Source organism: Lentihominibacter sp. (assembly GCF_046951855.1).
GTDB classification, from domain to species: domain Bacteria; phylum Bacillota; class Clostridia; order Peptostreptococcales; family Anaerovoracaceae; genus Lentihominibacter; species Lentihominibacter hominis.
Genome location: NZ_JBKTXS010000008.1, coordinates 1 through 18,546, shown reverse-complemented (window position 1 = coordinate 18,546; position 18,546 = coordinate 1). Strand labels below are relative to the sequence as shown.

Sequence of the window (18,546 nt, the reverse complement as noted above, 5' to 3'; positions counted from 1 at the left end):
GGTCTTATGGATAAATATTTTTAAAGGTAATGTTTTATAGTAAGATTTTGAAGATAACATCAGAGCCGGAGGTTTAGAGAAGTATAAAGAGTGTGTTGTCTGTAATACAGATCGTCAAATGATCGCCTTTTTGTTTCTTCATCGCCAAAATACATGAAAGCATGGGTTGAATCTTTTATGTTTTTTGCTTTTGACCATAGCTCTTCTGCTGTCATATGGGATCCTGCAATAATTACAGAATATTTTTCTATGATATTCTTAGACATTTCATCGTGAAGAACGCCATCGCCGCAGTATATGACAATACCTTTTTTATCGCTGTCACACTTAGGGATATCTGTTGTTAATTTTAACAGTAATTCATATTCTTTATTTCTGTATTCGTGTTCTCCCATAATCATGCAGATACGTATTACAGAGCGGCCGTCTGATTTCTTTATCTCATCATCCAAAGATATGAGATCATAATTTTTTCTGTTTGCTATATCTTCCGCTGTTTTCTTTATGGGAGCTCCAAAGTAGCCGGTTACAAAAATAAGTTCTTTTTCCATGATATTTCCTTTCCGTAAGTATTGATAGCCACAGTATATCATATATATGTGATTCATCATAAAAACTTTGTAAAAAACGTTAAATTTGATATAATTAAAAAAATCGCACTTAATTTACAATAAAAAGGAAAGAGACGATCATCATGAAAAACAATGAAAAACCAACGTTAATTATAATGGCTGCAGGTATGGGTTCAAGATACGGAGGGCTTAAACAAGTCGATAAGATAACTGATGCCGGAGAGATAATACTTGATTTTTCTCTGTATGATGCCATGATGGCTGGATTCGACAGAGTTATTTTTGTAATAAAAGAAGAACATCGACAGCTTTTTAAAGAGCTGGTGGACGAACGTGCAGGAAAATATATGGAAATACAGTATGCCTATCAGAAGCTTGACGATATACCGAAAGGTGAAAAGATTCCCGAGGGCAGAGAAAAGCCATGGGGTACGGCTCACGCGGTTTTGGCATGCAGACATCTGATTAAAGGACCCTTTGCTGTTATAAATGCGGATGATTATTATGGCCCCGGAGGATTTATAGATCTGTATGATTACCTTATTGAACATAAGGACGGAGAAAAATACAGCTATTGTATGGTAGGATATAAGCTGGAAAATACTGTTACAGAAAACGGTCATGTAGCCAGAGGGATATGTGATATAGATGAGAGAGGATATCTTGAAAAAGTTACGGAAAGAACAAAAATAATGCGTAAAGATCAAGGTATTTCATATACGGAAGATGATGGAGATACATGGATAAAGCTTTCTGAAAACACTATAGTTTCCATGAATTTCTGGGGATTTTCACATAGTATGATGAAAGAGCTTAAGAAAGGTCTTCCGGAATTTTTTGAAACTACAGTGAAGGAAAATCCTCTGAAAGGAGAATATTATCTTCCGGCTGCTGCGGACAGATTGATACAGGAAGGAAAAGTACGGGTAAAAGTTTTGACGTCACATGACAGATGGTATGGCGTTACGTATAAAGAAGACAAGGAAGATGTCAAAAATGCTTTGGAAGCAATGAAAGATAAAGGAATGTATCCGGATAAATTATGGAAATAGATTTAGATGAGGACGGTTTTCTGTAAACCGTCTTTTTTTGTGCTTATAAAAAGTCATCAAGCATATCTTTATTTTAGAGAATATTTAAATTTGGTAAATGTAGGAATTTGTCGCAAAAAGTATGCAACTTTTTGAACTATGAGAAGAATGTATTATAACTTTAAGTTACAAAATCCCATAATTGTTATAATTTTACTTATTGGATAAAAAAAGTAGAGTAAATGAAAAAATTGAATAGAAATACTTGACTTAATCTATCGGGGGGGTATTATGTAAAGAAATATAATCGGTTGTATCTATGTACAGAAAGGGTTTAGGAAAAGAATATGAATAGGAATGCTAAAGTAAAAAAGCGGACAGTAAGCTTTTTGATGGCAGTCATATTGATTGTGACTATGATGCCATTTTCTTTACTGGAAGCTTCGGCTGAAAACAAAGATAAAACTGCCGAAAATAATACCGCTGTATCTGTTAAGTGGGAAACGGATAAAGATGATAAAGAGAGTAAAGATAAGAATACCGTTTCGCTTAAGGCATCTTTGAATAAACAGCAGGAAGATGTGACTTCAGCAGAAGTTAAAATAAAATTGAAGAAAGAGGATCTCAAATTCCTCAATTCATTCAAAGATGAAAAAGGTAATTTTGAGCAAACTCTCCAGGCAGAAGATAAAGATGATGATATCCCTGTCTTGCTTGAGATTTCTGAATCAGGAGAAGCATTCATTAAATTCATAATCGATAAAGAAAATGCCGAGCTGAAAAAAGACATTTTGTTTAGCGTACCTGAGGATATATCACCTGAAAAAGGGACCCATGAAATAAAAATAACAGAAGAAGACATTACCGTAGATACATATAAAGGAGAAGATACCGCAGACGCCATAATCGAAAAGGAAGGCGGAAGCTTTACCTTAGAGTGGGACATAAAGTTCGGCGGAGAAGATAAGGAAAACAAAAATAAGGAAAAGAACGATGCTGTACTTTCGAAAGCATCCCCAAAAGGTATTGAACCTGAAATAACGATATTAGAAAGAGAAAAAAACAATATAGATCATGTTATATATTGGTCGGATAATAATGATGAGGAATCCATAAGGCCGGGAACTGATAAATATAAAACAGATTATCCCGCTTCTTTGAAATTTACTGTAAAAGATGGCGATAGCATTGTAACATCGGGAGTTCTTGACGAAGAAAATATGGAAAAGCTGGGTATGGACAGTGTACCCAAACCTGATGTGAGAACTGAGGATGGAAAGAGACAGTATACTTACAGAGTAAATGCCAATACACTGCCTACAAAAATCAGAGAAACTTATAACTATGGGCCGGATGACAAAGAAACTAAAGAATATGATGTCAGCTGGGAAATACAGCCGTCGGAAGTTGACGGATATCACCTTGTAAATGTAACTGAAGAAAATAAAGAAGACTATAATTCCGTTGGTGATAATTTAGGCTGGTATTATATGCTTGATACTTCATTTGAAGTAAAGATAGCAATACGATGGGGAAACAGAATAGGAAGTGACGCTGATCTGAGAGCCGCTATAGATGCTGCTCTCAACAGTCATATGGCAGAAAAGTTTTACTTTGAGATAAATTACGGAGATAATTATAAATCGTACAGCCTGAGACAGCTGATAGACTGGGGTCTGCTGGAAGATAACAGAGATGAAATTGTACTGACCAATATATCAGAGACTGCTACATTAACAGTTAAAAATCTGTGGAAGTATAATTTAGACAACTCAAGAATGTCATATGACATGGTGGAAGGCAACAATAATATAAAACCTACAGGAAAATTGGATATAGGAGATGATGGCACTGCCCTGCAGAAATATAAAGACGATTATTTTACTATATCATACGATAACAGTCAGGCGCCAAATGTAGGAGATGTTACAGACAAAGTTTATAATGGCGGTTCTATATGGCTGACACTTACAGGTGAAAAGGATTATGAAGCAGAGAAAGTATGGCTGGATGACACAAAGACCCATGACAGAGATGACCGTCCGGACGGAGAATTCCAGCTGTGGAGATACAGAGATGGAGAATCTTACAGCACAGCAGCTGCTGTAAGAGATGATGAAGGTAATATAATAACTGTAAAATTAGATAAAAATAAGGATCAGCAGGATATAAGCTTTGACGGTCTTGAAAAATATGATAAGGAAGGCTGTGAATACATATATGTTCTCAGAGAATATCTTGAAGGAAGCAATGCTTCAGCTTATGAACAGATTTTCGGTTCTGTAAAACGAGATAAAGATACAGGTGATATAACAGTTACTGATACTATATATAATGGTGAGACCGGAAAATATGATAACCCGAAATCCTTTAACGGAAAGAGAACGGATGATAATGCTAATGATGATTTCCTTTATAATGGAGGAACCCTGTCCAATAAGATAAAAGGAAATGTAAAAGTAGAAGCTGTAAAGACATGGAAGGCGGCTGCATTTCAGACTCAGTTTGAAGATGTGGATGTGGAGTTAACCCTTCAATCCCGTGAAAAGGGAAGTAATGATAAGTGGATAGAAGCAAAAGATGAAGAGGGAAAAGTTATAAAAAAGAAGATAGATGACTTTCAGCTTGAATATCTCACAAGGTCATTATCTCTTGAAGTTCCGGAGCATGACATGGTGGGACAGGAACTTGAATATAGATGGATAGAGACAGGTGTTTATCAGGCAGATGGAGATAATCTGATAAAGCAGGTATCCGCAGACGGCAGTAAGCAGGTATTTGAACTTCAGCAGATAGCAGAAGGCAAAGAAAAAACTGTTAAATATGAATCGGTATCGGAGTTTGATGAAGAAACGGGAAATTCAGTTATTACAAATTCTATAGCTAATGAAGTTGATTACAATATAGTAAAAAAATGGTATGACAGCCATGGAGATGAAACGAATGCTCCAAAGGATGCCAAAGTAAAATTCACATTGTACAGAAGTGCAGGAAGTTCTGGTTTAGGTGATGAAATCGGTGAAGTGACACTTGACGGGACAGAAGATAAGGAAAAAGTTCTTGTTAATAAGGAACTGGGGATATACGCTAAGGAGACTACACCGTGGAACTTAACCATATATGATCTTGATGAATATGACAGCGAAGGGAGACAATACAGTTATTTCATTTATGAAAATGATATGTATAAAGGATATGTAGCAGAATATGATGTGACTAAAGATGATGACGGGAATTATTTTGCAACCGTAATAAATGCTCCCGGTGAAGAAAACTGGATATTCGTACAGAAATACTGGATTGATGACAGTAATGTTATGGACAGAAAACCTGTTACTATAGGAGTATATGAAAAGGGAACAAATAAGAGGATCGGAGAAGCCACACTACAGAACGGTATCTGGAATGATTTTGTAGGTATAGGAAAGCTTGATCCTGATGATGTTTATATAATTGAAGAAGAAATAGGGAATAAAGATACCGGTGTTGTAGATGTAAAAAGTAAACATCCGGAAGAAGCGCTGAAAAACGGGCCTACTTTATATAACGGAAAAAATTATGATAAATGTACCAAGGTAGCCTATCAGACAGAACCTAAAGAATCCGGATATAAGTATGAGGCGACTTATGGGGAAGAGACTATAGACGGGCAGACTGTCTATACTGTCAGCAACAGACGTATAGGGGATATAGATCTGACTGTTACCAAGCAGTGGCTGGACGGAGATGGTGAGAAAAGAGAAGATCTTAAAAAAGCTGCTGAAAAATCTGATCTTACTTTGGCTATGAAGCTTATTTTTGATGATGGTATGCCGAAATCAGATGAAGAAACCATATCGGTTCCGGATGATTATAAGATAACCTATAATGATGTGAACACAGGTGATACTGTTGATGTGGGGAATCCCGGCGGACCTGTGGATATCAAAGACAACAGTGGCAAAAATAACGCTTCTGCGATACAGTCAATAAGGTTTGACGAAAAAACATCGCTGTATTATTTCCATCAGCTGCCTAAATATGATAAAGAAGGCAAAGTAGTAAATTACAGAGCTGAGGAAGTGTGGCTGGATAAGAACGGAAAGGAAGTAAGCAGGAAAGATCTCAAAGAAGATTACGAAGAGGTATATGATATCTGGAAAGAGTATTCTTCTTCCACAGGCGAAGAAACATATACAGTAGGTGATTATCATACAGATGATCAACAGAAGTATACTATAAAAAACAAACTCTCATATACGAAAAATATACTCTGGCATAAATCATGGAGAGATGAACATGCATATGAATCCGGTACAAGACCTGACATATATCTTGATATATACCAGGTTAAGCATAAAGAAGACGGCAGTACGGAAACAAGTGTATACCAGAAAAAATATAAATGGGAATATAATGAGGACTTCGATGACACCGGTATAGATAATCCGGAGGATTACAGTGATAAGACGAAACACTGGCATGCTACTTTATCAGGCCTGCCGAAATATGATAATTACGGATATGAAATAAAATATTATGCGGTGGAGAACACAGAAATACAGATATCAGATTTTGACTACATGCCGGCTCAATACTATCATACCAATGATAATGGCACGATAGATCAGGACGGATATATCGGAAGTGAAGAAGATATCACTGAAGAGAATGTACAGAAATACGGATCATATGTGATAGATATAGGTAATGTAACCAGACAGAAAGGCGAAGTAAAATATGCACTTTCAGAAGGGGGAACTTTCGTAAACTATCTGTATAGTGATATAACTATACAGGGGCAGAAGATATGGTCATCATTGCCTTCGGGATATAAAAGCATAAATCTGCCTGTCGTAACGTTTGAACTGTATCAAAAAAATACAAGCGAAAATGATGATCCTGACAGCATAGGAGATCCTGTTTCCACTATTACTATATCGGACTGGGCAGATATTCTTAATAAAGGTTCATATCTCTTTAAGATACTTTATAAAGGCGAGAATACTGTAGAGGTGGAAAGAGACGGATCCGGAAATATCAAAGATATAACTGCCATCGGTCCGGCAGGAGTACCGGAAGATGAGTGGGAACCGCTTCCTACTTATAATGATCGTGGTCAGAAATACCATTATACATTGGTGGAAAAATCTATAAAATGGGACGAAGACGTTGAGACAAATGCAGATCCGTCCGATGTATTTAAAGGGTTTACGGGAGCTGATATTCTTGACGGATATATCGCAGACAACAATTATGATAGTATCAAGGGTGCTTTAGCTATAAAAAAATATCTGGAGCTTCCTATGAAAGACGATGATACTCCGGAAGCTTATCCTGCAGTGACATTTGAATTGACAAGAACATATGTGGATAATAACGGAGATGAAACCTCATCTGAAGTAGTGGAGAGAAAAACATGGTCTTCAGAAGAGGTCAAGAAGGCTTATGAAGATCAGTCAAAAGGAATTGTTAATAAAATAAAGGCATTGATAAGTAGGCAGGATCTGGATGATGTAGGAACTGAACAGGATCCTCTCGAAAAGCTCATAACCTTTGAAAATCTCGACATTTATGCTCCTAATGGGTCAGAATACAAGTATTCTGTCAGGGAAGTGAAAGATAATCTCGGCGGGTATACTACATGGGCAATAGAAGGAGACAGAACATCAGTGGAAGTAAAGCAAAACGGTACTGAGACTGATATAATATCTCCTGCAGATGGACTTCAGATAACTGAGAATAAAAATGACGGAAGAGGTGAGACCAAAAAAGATGTAGCCGTTACTGCCACATTTGCCAATGCTCAGGATAAAGACAGAGAAACTGTGATATTGCAGGGAAATAAAAACTGGAGAGATTACAGTAATATTTTCCATGAAAGACCTGAGAACATTGATGACTATATAACTGTTTACAGAGGAGCGGATTCACAGCCGGGACAGAGTAACAGTATCGCCTATACACAGATTAGTAAAGATATTTATGATATAACATGGGAAAAAGGAGACTGGTCAACTTCAGATAAATGGGTATATAAAGTTGAAGGAAATAAAGTTAATGAGCTGGAAAAGTATGCTCCTAACGGAATGCCGTGGAAATACAGAATAAAAGAAACCCTTCCTGACGGCAGCGTATATACCAGATCACCTGCGGAAGTCAATCAGAAAAAAGCAGATGTCGATGAAATAACCATGAATGATCTGACTAATTCTATACAAGTCAGCATACCTTACACGAAGAAATGGGTAGATGAAGACGGCAAGGAACTCACTAATGATTATTTGGACGCAGATGTAACCGTGGGATTCGAACTGCAGGCAATTGAACTTAATGAAAACGGAAGTCCTAAAGGAGACTGGGAAAGTGCTTCCAAATATTTTAAGGATAATCTGACAGAAGAAGCATATAATAAAGTTTTCCAAAACGGTAACTATAAGTTCACTGCAGAAAAAACAGGAAGAATAAGTGATACTTCCGTATGGAAGACAGCATATTTCTCAAATCTGCCTTCATTTATCAAAGATAAAAACAGTGCAGAAAAGAAAATGGGATACAGGGTTGCAGAAACGGGAATCACTTATAATGGTAAGACTCAGACTGTAAATGTCACCGAGGTAAAAGATCATGAAAATACCAGATATGAATATAAATTCAGTGATGGCATATTCTCAACATATACACCGGGAGGAAAGGGATATTACAGCAGTTATGACGGTAAAACCACCGACCGCAACATATATAATAAGTTGGAGACAACAGATCTGAAAGTAAGCAAACTCTGGAAAGATGATGCTGAGAATATCTATGGAACACGAACAGATACAGACAGAGAAAATCAGGATTGGCAGGTAAGCTTTATTATCCAGAAGAGTACAGATAACGGACATACTTGGGAAAATGTTAAGGTACATAAACAGGATATCAAGCAGGACCTGACAGTTACTCTGTATGGTCAAAATTCAGATGACAGTTCAGAAGCAACTATATCGGGACTGCCTGTTACAGATGAAAACGGCAAGACTTATGAATATGCAGCAAAAGAATTAAAGCATGATTATGAACCTGATGACGGAATAGATAATTCAGAGATCATAACAGGAGAACCCGATAATAATATTTACAATAACGCTTACGAAGTTTCATATGATTCTGCTGTTTCAGCAACTAACCAGATGAAATACGTCAAAGTTTATGCTGAAAAAGACTGGAACATAAGCGCTGTTAAAAAATCAGTAACTTTAGAACTCAAGTATAAAGGTACTGACGGTAAATGGAAGTCTTTCAGAAATCCTGCCAAAGTAACACTGGACGGGCAGAAAGACAAGAATGTAAGTAATACTTCAATAATGGCTTCCCGCGGGGCGGCTTTGTATGATACTACGGATCTGCCGTATTATGAATATGGTGAATGGAAAGCTGTGTGGGAAAATATACCGGAAGTTATGCCGGGAAGTTTGCTTAATGCAGACGGGAAAACTGAATATAAAGTTGTAGAGACAGTTCCGGGCGGATATATACTGGAAAAAGAAGCTCAAAGCACCATAAAGATACCTAACGACGGAGAATATTTCCTCTTTACATTTGAAAATAATGAAAAAACATCTCTTGAAGTAACAAAGGCATGGTATGGCATCGCGTCAGAAGACTGGGAAGATATTGCAGTGGGTTTGTGGAGAACTACAGGTAAGATCGGCGATGAGAATTCTGAAGAAGTAATGACAGACAATACCGGCGTACAGAAAACCACTACTTTGACAAAGGCAGGAGAATGGAAAGGAACTTTCAGCAATCTTCCTAAATACAGCCAAAAAGGAGAGCTTTACACTTATTACGCAAGGGAGCTTACTATAGGCGGCGAGCCTGTGGAAGATTTTAACTATTATATAGTTAATACTGATCAGAATGGAAACAACGATACCTACTCTACCAAAATAGCAAATATAGGGCGGATGGATATCAGCGGAACCAAAACATGGAAAGACAACAGCAATAAATACGAAACGAGACCGGATGATATAGAGCTGACTCTTTACAGAAGTATCAAGGACGGAGAGGAAGAAGTAGTAGATATCCATACTCTCACCAAAGAAGGAGCCGTACTTAGCTGGACTGACAAGGCTTCAGATCAATGGAAGTATGAGTATAAAGGCCTTCTGAAAACAGATGATGAGGGCAATCAGTACAGTTACAGAGTAGAAGAAAAATCAGCTGAAAGCAAGATCGAAGGAGATCAGTACAAGGTTAGCCAGAATCAATATGATCTGATTAATACCCTTACAGGAACGGTAGAGATACCTGTTACAAAGATCTGGAAGGACAGAGACGATAAATATCATTACAGACCGGATTCAGTGACTGTAGCTGTGTATGGCAATGATAAGGAAGTAGCAAGAAAAGAAATCAGCGGAGACGGAGATGAATGGTCCTATACTTTTGAAAATCTTGATGAATATGATAAAGATGGAAAAAGGATAGAATACCGTATAGAAGAGCTGGATGTTCCTGATGATTATGATGTTTCTGTAAGCGGAGATAAAGATGACGGATTTATTGTGGAAAACAAACGGCATGGCCGATTATCTGTGTCAAAGACAGTAAAAGGTAATGCAGGAGATACTGAAAAGCCGTTTCATTTCACCATAGAGCTTGATGAGAATATAACCGGACTTTATGGAGAGATAGAATTCACCGAAGGTAAAGCTGAGGTGACATTAAAGGATGGAGAAAGCAAGACAGCCAGCGGACTTCCGGCGGATATCGAATACACAGTGACTGAAAAAGAAGCAAATACTGACGGATATAGCACTACATCTGAAGGCGCTTCGGGAGCGATACAAGCCGGAGATGAAATGAATGCAGATTTCATTAACAGTAAGGATACAACTATAACAAAAGATACCAAAACAGGAGACGATATGAATTTCGGAGGTCCGGCAATTTTAATGACTATGTCTCTCATAGGTATAACCGCTGCTTTGCTTATGAGGCGTAAACGAAGAAACTGATTTGAGGCAGATTAATATAGGTGTTCAAATTAAAAGAGCGCAGCTTTGAATGAAGCTGCGCTTTATCTATCGGAAAATTTATGACTTTGATCTGATCGTTAGAAATTTACTTGAGTTTATTCAATGCATCATTGTGTTTTTTGCTTATGGTAGAATAATAGTTCACCATATTTCTTGCTACTTTGTCATCCCATGTGGTGCTTGCTGCGTATTTCTTGTTGACGGATGAAATTGTTTTCCCTGAATATAGACTGCCGCCGGGAGAAAGGTAGCTGTTTGCCAGAGTTTTTGAGACAACATCAATTCCTTCAGCTTTGGAAGAGAAACCGCTTGAACCGAATCCAAACATGTTATTGGGTCTGAAACACATGGTGCCGTTAGCGCTTTCATGCGCTGCAATAGCCATGACGAACAGGCAGTTGATACCATAGTCTTGTTCAGCTTTATAAAATGCTTCTTCAAGACCAGAAAGACCTCCCTTTGTAACAAGTTTCAGATCTGAAACTGTAACTCCACTGGGTTTGCTTACATCAAGATCCATTATTTGTGAAGTGGAATATGATGGTATGGATTCGCCTTTTATTACTTCATTTACTGTGGAAGTTCTGAGCGCATTGGCGAGATCTATCTTTTCAGCTGAAGCAGCGCCTTCTTCCGAAAGTATTTTGCTTGCCCTTGCAGCATCGCTTCGTATGGTTTCTATTTTTATATGCATAGCAGCATATACGGATCCTACAGCTGCAGCTGTGATTATAAGAATAAGAAGAACGATTTTTTTGAATGAATGACGCTGTTTTATATTTATTTCACATATTTTCCTTTTGTTATCCATAAGTGACTCCGTTTACTTGAAAATCAATGAATACTGATATATTATAATTAATATGTCAGTAAAAAACAACCGTTTTGGATGCGGAGGTCAGAAACAGTGATTGTGCAGTATACAGCAAAAACTGTAATAAGTATAATAATATCCATCATGATGCAGATGGGAGTAATGAACATGATATCCACGACGCCTCATGAGTCTGTGACAGATTTTATGGATGGTCTTAAGAACAGAGAAACACATGTGATGGAAAAATATATGGATGACAGCTATGTGAATTTCATTGCTAATGTTCAGGGAGATAAAGACACTGTTGCCAGAATGAATGAAGCTCTCTTTAGGAATTTTTCTTATGAAGTAAAGGAAATCATCGAAAAAAATGATGTTGCTGTAGCCAAGGTATCGATAAAATCCGGAGATTTCAGTAAAGTTCTTTCAGAATATGAAAAAGTTTCCTATCAATATGTGACAGATAATTTATATACTGATGATATAGCTGATAAGGAGAAACTCAATGCACAGTGCCTGCAGCTTTATGTACAGCAGGTGGAAAAAGCTGCAGAAAGCGGAGCTGTGTTGGAAACTATCGTTTTTGTTCCTATGGTCAACGATGGTTATTATGGATGGAATATAATAATGACCGATGATTTGATGAAAAATGTTTTAGGCAATCTTCAAATGCCGGTCAGCTGAAGTATTCAAAAGGAGGTAAAATAATGGCGTATTTAGGTGAAAAAATAGGAAAGTTGGGTTTTGGTCTTATGAGGCTTCCTAAAAACGGAGAAATCATAGATATAGAGCAGACCAAAGAAATGGTTGATCTGTTCATGGATGCCGGCTTCACATATTTTGATACTGCATGGGCTTATGAAGGAAGTGAGAATGCCATAAGGCAGGCGCTTGTGGAACGGTATCCGAGGGAATCCTATCAGCTTGCTACAAAGAATGCCGCATGGATAAACTGCAAAACAAAAGAAGAGGCCGTGTCGCAGTTTGATACTTCTCTCCGGCAGACAGGCGCCGGATATTTCGACTTTTATCTGCTTCATAATCTGGGAGAGGGAAGAAGTCATTTTTTTGATGATTTTCAGCTGTGGGACTGGATACAGGAAAAGAAAAAAGAAGGACTTGTAAAGCATGCAGGATTTTCTTTCCATTCAAATCCTCAGGAGCTTGATGAAATATTGACAGCACATCCCGAAATGGAGTTTGTCCAGCTGCAGATAAATTATGCCGACTGGGATAATCCGGCTATACAGTCAAAAGAGTGTTACGAAGTGGCAAGGAGACACGGAAAACCTGTTATCATAATGGAGCCTGTAAAAGGAGGCATGTTAGCGACGCCTCCGGACACAGTTAAAGATATTTTAAAGAGGGCGGAACCCGATTCCTCTGTGGCTTCGTGGGCTGTCAGATTTGCTGCTGATCTTGACGGAATAATAACAGTACTTTCAGGCATGAGCAATAAAGAACAGATGAATGACAATATTTCTTTTATGAAAGATTTTAAAGGATTTGATGACAGTCAGAGAAATACGATTAAAAAAGCACAGGAAGCTCTTTCTAAGATTCCTTTGATTCCTTGTACCACGTGTGATTACTGTGCTAAGGTCTGTCCTGCCAATATAGGTATTTCAGGTTCTTTTACCGCAGCAAATTATCTTACACTTTATGGAGATAAAGATGCTGCCAGACATCAGGAAGAGTGGCTGGTAAAAAATCACGGAAAAAAACAGGCAGATCAATGTATAAAATGCGGCAAATGTGAAGAGGCCTGTCCTCAGCACATAAGGATCAGAGAAAATCTTGATAAAGTATGCGAAGAATTGCTCTGACCGTTGCAAAATAATGAAAATCAGGCAAATTAAATCTTGCATTTGAACACAGTTGATGTATAATATAAAAGCATGCGGTTTTGTGTGCAGTCCTTGCGGTGAGAAACGCTTACCGCCATTTAGTCCACAAGGAGGTGAAAAGAATGATTAATTATGAATTAATGTTTATCATTGATCCAACATTGGAAGACGACAAGAAAGACGCTACAGTTGAAGCTGTTAAAGGCATCATCGAAACTGAAGGCGAGATTGGCAATGTAGATGTTTGGGGAATGAAGAAACTTGCTTATCCTATTCAGAAGAAGACTGAGGGATATTACGTTGTTGTAGAGTTTAAGGCTCAGCCTACTCTGCCGGCAGAGCTGGACAGAAGGCTTAAGATTTCGGACAACGTAATCAGACATATGATAATAAACAAAGACGAGAAATAGAGAGGGGTGCGGTATGAATAGTGTTGTACTGATTGGGAGATTAACCAGAGACCCCGAAGTTAGGTATATTTCCGAAAGCCAGATGGCGGTGGCTACATTTACAGTGGCTATCGACAGACCGGTGAGATCCGGACAGGAAAAAAAGACGGATTTTCCGAGAGTAACAGTATTCGGCAGACAAGCTGAAAACTGCGAAAGATTCTTGGCTAAGGGAAGACTTGTCGGAGTCCAGGGAAGGATTCAGACGGGAAGTTATACCAATAAAGACGGAGCTACAGTCTATACTACGGATGTAGTTGCCGATAGAGTAGAATTTTTAGAATGGGGCGACAGAAACGAGAGAGCAGGAGGCGGAAGATATCAGAATCAGCCGTCAGGTTCCGGTTCTGCCGACAAAGATATGGGTGTTCCTGAGGGATTTCAGGCGATCCAAGATGACGATATCCCGTTCTAAAAGAGAGGAGACTGAATCATGGATAATAAAAGACGCGGCGGCATGAGAAGAAAGAAAGTCTGCCAGTTCTGTGCCGATAAGACAGAAACTATAGATTATAAGGATATAGAAAAGCTCAAGAAATATGTAACTGAAAGAGGAAAGATTCTTCCGAAAAGAATCACAGGAACCTGCGCAGTTCATCAGAGAGAAGTGACAAGAGCTATAAAGAGGGCGAGAATAGTTGCGCTTCTGCCTTATACAGCTGACTGATATTTTTACAGAATATGTTTCAAAACTGCTTTGCTTAATTGTGAGGCAGTTTTTTGTTGCGGAAAGAATGTTTTGAGAGATTATTCGTCAAATATAATAAGCCATATATGATATAATATGTTTATATTTGGGAGGTGTCAGATGAAGAAGGTTTTAAGGCATGCGGCAGCAGTTCTGTTTACTATGCTCATGATTTTTTTGATGACTATTTGTTCCTATGCAGAGGAATATTATTATGTCAGGGACAGCAATATAAGTATAGAGATGCCGGATGGATGGGAAGTGACTGAGATAAGTGCTGATGAAAGCAAGGGCAAACCTTATGAGCATATAATGTCTGCGAAGGAAAAGAAAGCAGAAAATCCGCTTCAGCTTGATATATATTTTTCTTGGGGAGAAATGGAAGATGACGGGTATGTTTATTTTCATGGTGATGCAGAACAGGCTATGGAGTACTATGATACATATGGCAGGGATGCAGTCAGTCAGATATATGATACAATGCTGCGGGAAACAGATCAAAATGAGGGGGTGACTTATGGAGAACCGGTATTTTTTGACGGTGAGTGGGATGGATTCCTCAAGATTCCTGTCAGCATCAGTGCGGATATAAACGGCGATGGCAGCAACGAGACGCAAAACCACACAGTTTATATCACAGCGCAGACGACAGATAACTGGCAGTATATCGTTAATAATATACTTATATTCCAAAATGATTCAGGCGAGTATCAGGATCCGCAGATATCGTCGATGATGGACAGCGTAGCTGACGGATTTTTTGATATGTCATATGGTGAGAAAATAACAGGAGGCAGTACTGAAGAATCTGTTTATAATGATGAAGACTTTAAGTCATATTATTCGGCAGAAGATATCATAGCGTGGATATCTCCATTTATTGTTGTTGCCGTTATAGTAGTGATAATAGCAGCGGTTATTGTCAGAAGACGAAGAAGCGGTGTAAATATAAAGACATTTGCAAATAATAAAGTGAAGAAAAAGCGAAACGTTTCAGTAGGAAAAAGTCCGAAAAGGAGTTTGGAAAAAGATGACAGATCCACGTCTGTAAGATATACTTCACAGGAGGTATCAGGAATTGAAAAGGGATATATGGAGAGCTTGAAGACTCTTTATAAATCAGGGCTTCTGACGAAGACGGAAATGAATGAGATGATAGAGAAACATCAGCATTATAACAGCAGAAAAGGAGAGAGATAATGACTGTTTTAGGAATTACTTTCAGCGCGGCTGTTCTCTGGCTATTTGTGGCGGGGATCATGTCGATTCTGGAAGCAATAACATTAGGCCTTACATGTATATGGTTTGCCGGAGGAGCGGTAGGAGCATCAATAGCAGCTATGCTTGGAGCCCCGGTAGTTATTCAGGTCATAGTATTTTTAATAATTTCTATTGTGCTGCTGGCCGTGACAAGACCCATTGCTAAGAAACGGTTTAATGCTAAAGTAGAGAGGACTAATGTGGAAGCTATACCGGGAAAAGAAGGGATTGTAGAAAAGGAAATTCCTGTATACGGAAGTGGTCAGGTGAGAGTAGGGGGTAAAATGTGGACTGCAGTTTCACCGGGAAATAAGATAGCAGAAGGTTCAATCGTTATTGTAAAAGATGTCAGGGGAGTAACTCTGACGGTAGAAGAAAAGAAATCGGAGGAATAAAATGTATTCTATAGGAACGATCGTGGCGATCATCATTCTAATAATCCTGATAATCGCCCTTGTTGTAACAAATATCAGGATTGTACCACAGGCAAATGCTTATGTATTGGAGCGTTTGGGAGCGTATTATACTACATGGCAGGTAGGACTGCATTTTAAAATACCTTTGGTAGACAAGGTGGCGAGGAAGGTTTCTCTTAAAGAACACGTCATAGACTTCCCTCCCCAGCCCGTTATTACAAAAGATAACGTAACTATTGAGATAGATACCGTAGTATACTTTCAGATAACTGATCCTAAACTTTACGCTTATGGTGTAGAGAATCCTATGGCTGCTATTGAGAATCTTACAGCAACAACCTTAAGAAACATTATCGGAGAGCTGGAGCTTGACGGAACCCTGACAAGCCGTGAACATATTAACTCAAAGATCAGATTGGTTCTTGACGAAGCGACAGATGCGTGGGGGATCAAGATAAATCGTGTAGAAGTGAAAAACATCAACCCTCCAAAAGATATACAGATGGCTATGGAGAAGCAGATGCGAGCAGAGCGTGAAAGAAGGGAAGCTATACTTAGGGCAGAGGGTGAGAAAAAGTCAGCCGTGCTCATAGCTGAAGGAAATAAAGAAGCTGTTATTCTCGAAGCAGAAGCTTCAAAACAGGCAGCTATAAAGGCAGCGGAAGGAGAAGCAGAAGCTATACTCATGGTACAAAAGGCTACTGCAAACGGTATAAGGATGCTCAGTCAAGCGGAGGCGACAAAAGAAGTTCTGACTTTGAAAAGTCTTGAAGCTTTTGAAAAGGCAGCTGACGGGAAAGCTACAAAAATTATCATCCCGGCAGAAATACAGTCAATGGCAGGTCTTGCCAGTGCTCTTACAGGTATTGTTGAAGCGACGGAAACGGATAAAAGTAAATCCCCGTTATCACAGCAGGGGAAATAAACCTGCGTAATGTATATTGTCAAAAGGAAGATTTATGAAGATCTTCCTTTTATTATGAAAATATAGATATTCTGACGAAAAAGCAGGTTCCTACAAACTAACTCTTTGCATTTGTTTTAACCGTACAAGTATGGTATAATAACTAATACTTATAAATATTTTTAGGAGAAATTTAATGTATCTATTGCTGATTTATTTTTTGATATTGATTATACCAATTATTGTAATGCCGGGGGCAATTAAAGCAGGAAAACTTTCGCCATATCGAGTTGTCATGTACTCTGCCATAACGATAGCTGCTGCAACGGTAGTGATTTTTATGATTGCCTCTATGACAGGTAAGGGGATTTTTGCACAGATAAAGGAACTTGTGGATGTGATGGCAAAGGATCTCGCCCAAAACCCTATGGTGGCAGATGCCTTTGATCTGGCAGCTGTGGGAGAAGCGGAACGTACAGAGATGTTTAAAAACCTCTATAATAGTACCTTTGCTGTTATGCCTGCATGTATTATGATTTTGGGAATGGTAGTATCATATATAGAATATATCATTATAGCCAAGATAATGGGAAGGCGTACACAGGTAAGCAGAATGCCTAAGCTGAGAGAATTCTCATGGCCAAACGGAGCTTTTATGGCTGTTATGGGAATGTATCTCATATCATGGATATTGACTCAGACAGGGGTCTTTGGCGACAATATGATATATATGAATGTGGATCTTTTATTTAATTTTGTATTTTCTGTACAGGGAGTTTCGGTGGTTCTGATGTTCTGCCATATGAAGCGGATACCTAAACCCGTAGGTGTCATCATAGCTATCGTTATGTGGATGATATATCTTGGCAGATTGGTATTGCTCATGGTGGGAATGTTCGATCTGATATTTGGGATTAAAGGAAAGATACAGGGCAGAAGCGCCCGAAGATAGATCGCATCAATATAATTTTAGGAGAAGGATATGTACGTTGGAAGAATAGAAAGGCTGCTGGCTCACTATACCATAGTGCCTATGTGTATAATCAATTCTTTCGGGAAGGTTTCCAGAGCCAACAAAAAGATTGCTGAGGTGTTTAAATATGATGGCATTATAGACGGAGACATCTTTGCTCTGACGGGAATAAAACTGCCGGAAATAATGAACGCTGCAAAAGAAGGCTCAGCTCTTCTTATCAAACGAAATGACAAGGCTTTTAAGATTCTTACCGGATTTATCGGGGAAGGAGAATCTGCATCAGTAATGATGTGCTTTATAGATGTTACTTCATTTGAAAATCTCAAAGATCTTTATAATGATGAGAAGCCATGTATAGCTTTAATAAATGTAGATAATCTGGAAGAAATGACACCAAGCGGAAAAGAAGAAAATGAACTGGAGGTTTCTACCGAAATAGACAAGCTCATAAGGGGATGGGCAGATAAAATGGGAGCGGCCATTTCCAGATACAAAGAGCATATGTATGAGTTGCTTTTAACTCATAAAAACTATAAAGAATTGGTGAATAATAAGTTTTGTATTCTTGATGAAGTCAG

Annotated in this window: 13 protein-coding genes and 1 pseudogene; 12 read left to right on the top strand and 2 right to left on the bottom strand. The window is 38.4% G+C overall.

The window, feature by feature from the left end; translation table 11 throughout:
- Window positions 1–59 precede the first annotated feature (59 nt).
- Window positions 60–551, bottom strand: a complete 492-nt coding sequence (locus ACLR96_RS03480) for a shikimate kinase (RefSeq protein ID WP_177268137.1) — start codon at window positions 549–551, stop codon at window positions 60–62.
- Window positions 552–694: 143 nt separating this feature from the next.
- Between ACLR96_RS03480 and ACLR96_RS03475 the strand changes: the two genes are divergently transcribed.
- Window positions 695–1,624 (top strand): sugar phosphate nucleotidyltransferase, encoded by a 930-nt coding sequence (locus ACLR96_RS03475; protein ID WP_177268135.1) that lies wholly within the window; start codon window positions 695–697, stop codon window positions 1,622–1,624.
- 326 nt (window positions 1,625–1,950) lie between these two features.
- Window positions 1,951–10,590, top strand: coding sequence for a Cna B-type domain-containing protein (locus ACLR96_RS03470; RefSeq protein ID WP_177268133.1), 8,640 nt, complete (start codon window positions 1,951–1,953; stop codon window positions 10,588–10,590).
- 106 nt (window positions 10,591–10,696) lie between these two features.
- Here ACLR96_RS03470 and ACLR96_RS03465 read toward each other — a convergent pair whose 3' ends face one another.
- Complete coding sequence (locus ACLR96_RS03465; RefSeq protein WP_177268131.1) at window positions 10,697–11,422, bottom strand: glucosaminidase domain-containing protein; 726 nt, start codon at window positions 11,420–11,422, stop codon at window positions 10,697–10,699.
- Window positions 11,423–11,518: 96 nt separating this feature from the next.
- Here ACLR96_RS03465 and ACLR96_RS03460 point away from each other — a divergent pair, with 96 nt between their 5' ends.
- The 10 genes and pseudogenes from ACLR96_RS03460 to ACLR96_RS03415 all read left to right on the top strand — a co-directional run.
- The gene (locus tag ACLR96_RS03460; protein WP_177268129.1) at window positions 11,519–12,112 is read left to right on the top strand and encodes a hypothetical protein; all 594 of its coding nucleotides are present in this window, start codon (window positions 11,519–11,521) and stop codon (window positions 12,110–12,112) included.
- A 23-nt stretch (window positions 12,113–12,135) separates the two neighbouring features.
- The gene (locus ACLR96_RS03455; RefSeq protein WP_187525024.1) at window positions 12,136–13,254 is read left to right on the top strand and encodes an aldo/keto reductase; all 1,119 of its coding nucleotides are present in this window, start codon (window positions 12,136–12,138) and stop codon (window positions 13,252–13,254) included.
- A 143-nt stretch (window positions 13,255–13,397) separates the two neighbouring features.
- A complete protein-coding gene (rpsF, locus tag ACLR96_RS03450; protein ID WP_177268125.1) occupies window positions 13,398–13,685 on the top strand; it encodes a 30S ribosomal protein S6 in 288 nt (95 codons plus the stop codon).
- Window positions 13,686–13,698: 13 nt separating this feature from the next.
- A complete protein-coding gene (locus ACLR96_RS03445; protein WP_177268123.1) occupies window positions 13,699–14,139 on the top strand; it encodes a single-stranded DNA-binding protein in 441 nt (146 codons plus the stop codon).
- A gap of 18 nt (window positions 14,140–14,157) precedes the next feature.
- Window positions 14,158–14,391, top strand: a complete 234-nt coding sequence (rpsR, locus tag ACLR96_RS03440; protein WP_177268121.1) for a 30S ribosomal protein S18 — start codon at window positions 14,158–14,160, stop codon at window positions 14,389–14,391.
- A 141-nt stretch (window positions 14,392–14,532) separates the two neighbouring features.
- Window positions 14,533–15,612 (top strand): hypothetical protein, encoded by a 1,080-nt coding sequence (locus ACLR96_RS03435; protein WP_177268119.1) that lies wholly within the window; start codon window positions 14,533–14,535, stop codon window positions 15,610–15,612.
- Window positions 15,612–16,067 (top strand): NfeD family protein, encoded by a 456-nt coding sequence (locus ACLR96_RS03430; protein WP_177268117.1) that lies wholly within the window; start codon window positions 15,612–15,614, stop codon window positions 16,065–16,067. The genes ACLR96_RS03435 and ACLR96_RS03430 overlap by 1 nt, the downstream gene beginning before the upstream one ends.
- 1 nt (window position 16,068) lies before the next feature.
- Window positions 16,069–17,013: an SPFH domain-containing protein gene (locus ACLR96_RS03425; protein ID WP_177268115.1), complete on the top strand. Its 945-nt coding sequence runs from the start codon at window positions 16,069–16,071 to the stop codon at window positions 17,011–17,013.
- Between the two features lie 175 nt (window positions 17,014–17,188).
- Window positions 17,189–17,944: a DUF2232 domain-containing protein gene (locus ACLR96_RS03420; protein WP_177268113.1), complete on the top strand. Its 756-nt coding sequence runs from the start codon at window positions 17,189–17,191 to the stop codon at window positions 17,942–17,944.
- A 30-nt stretch (window positions 17,945–17,974) separates the two neighbouring features.
- Window positions 17,975–18,546: pseudogene (locus ACLR96_RS03415) on the top strand (hypothetical protein); the annotation flags it as partial.

Excerpts from the sequence above, each read along its gene's own strand:
- ACLR96_RS03480 (WP_177268137.1), bottom strand. The coding sequence starts at position 551 with ATGGAAAAAGAACTTATTTTTGTAACCGGCTACTTTGGAGCTCCCATA.
- rpsF (WP_177268125.1), top strand. The coding sequence starts at position 13,398 with ATGATTAATTATGAATTAATGTTTATCATTGATCCAACATTGGAAGAC.
- ACLR96_RS03435 (WP_177268119.1), top strand. The coding sequence starts at position 14,533 with ATGAAGAAGGTTTTAAGGCATGCGGCAGCAGTTCTGTTTACTATGCTC.
- ACLR96_RS03470 (WP_177268133.1), top strand. The coding sequence starts at position 1,951 with ATGAATAGGAATGCTAAAGTAAAAAAGCGGACAGTAAGCTTTTTGATG.
- rpsR (WP_177268121.1), top strand. The coding sequence starts at position 14,158 with ATGGATAATAAAAGACGCGGCGGCATGAGAAGAAAGAAAGTCTGCCAG.
- ACLR96_RS03465 (WP_177268131.1), bottom strand. The coding sequence starts at position 11,422 with ATGGATAACAAAAGGAAAATATGTGAAATAAATATAAAACAGCGTCAT.
- ACLR96_RS03420 (WP_177268113.1), top strand. The coding sequence starts at position 17,189 with ATGTATCTATTGCTGATTTATTTTTTGATATTGATTATACCAATTATT.
- ACLR96_RS03455 (WP_187525024.1), top strand. The coding sequence starts at position 12,136 with ATGGCGTATTTAGGTGAAAAAATAGGAAAGTTGGGTTTTGGTCTTATG.
- ACLR96_RS03430 (WP_177268117.1), top strand. The coding sequence starts at position 15,612 with ATGACTGTTTTAGGAATTACTTTCAGCGCGGCTGTTCTCTGGCTATTT.
- ACLR96_RS03475 (WP_177268135.1), top strand. The coding sequence starts at position 695 with ATGAAAAACAATGAAAAACCAACGTTAATTATAATGGCTGCAGGTATG.
- ACLR96_RS03425 (WP_177268115.1), top strand. The coding sequence starts at position 16,069 with ATGTATTCTATAGGAACGATCGTGGCGATCATCATTCTAATAATCCTG.
- ACLR96_RS03445 (WP_177268123.1), top strand. The coding sequence starts at position 13,699 with ATGAATAGTGTTGTACTGATTGGGAGATTAACCAGAGACCCCGAAGTT.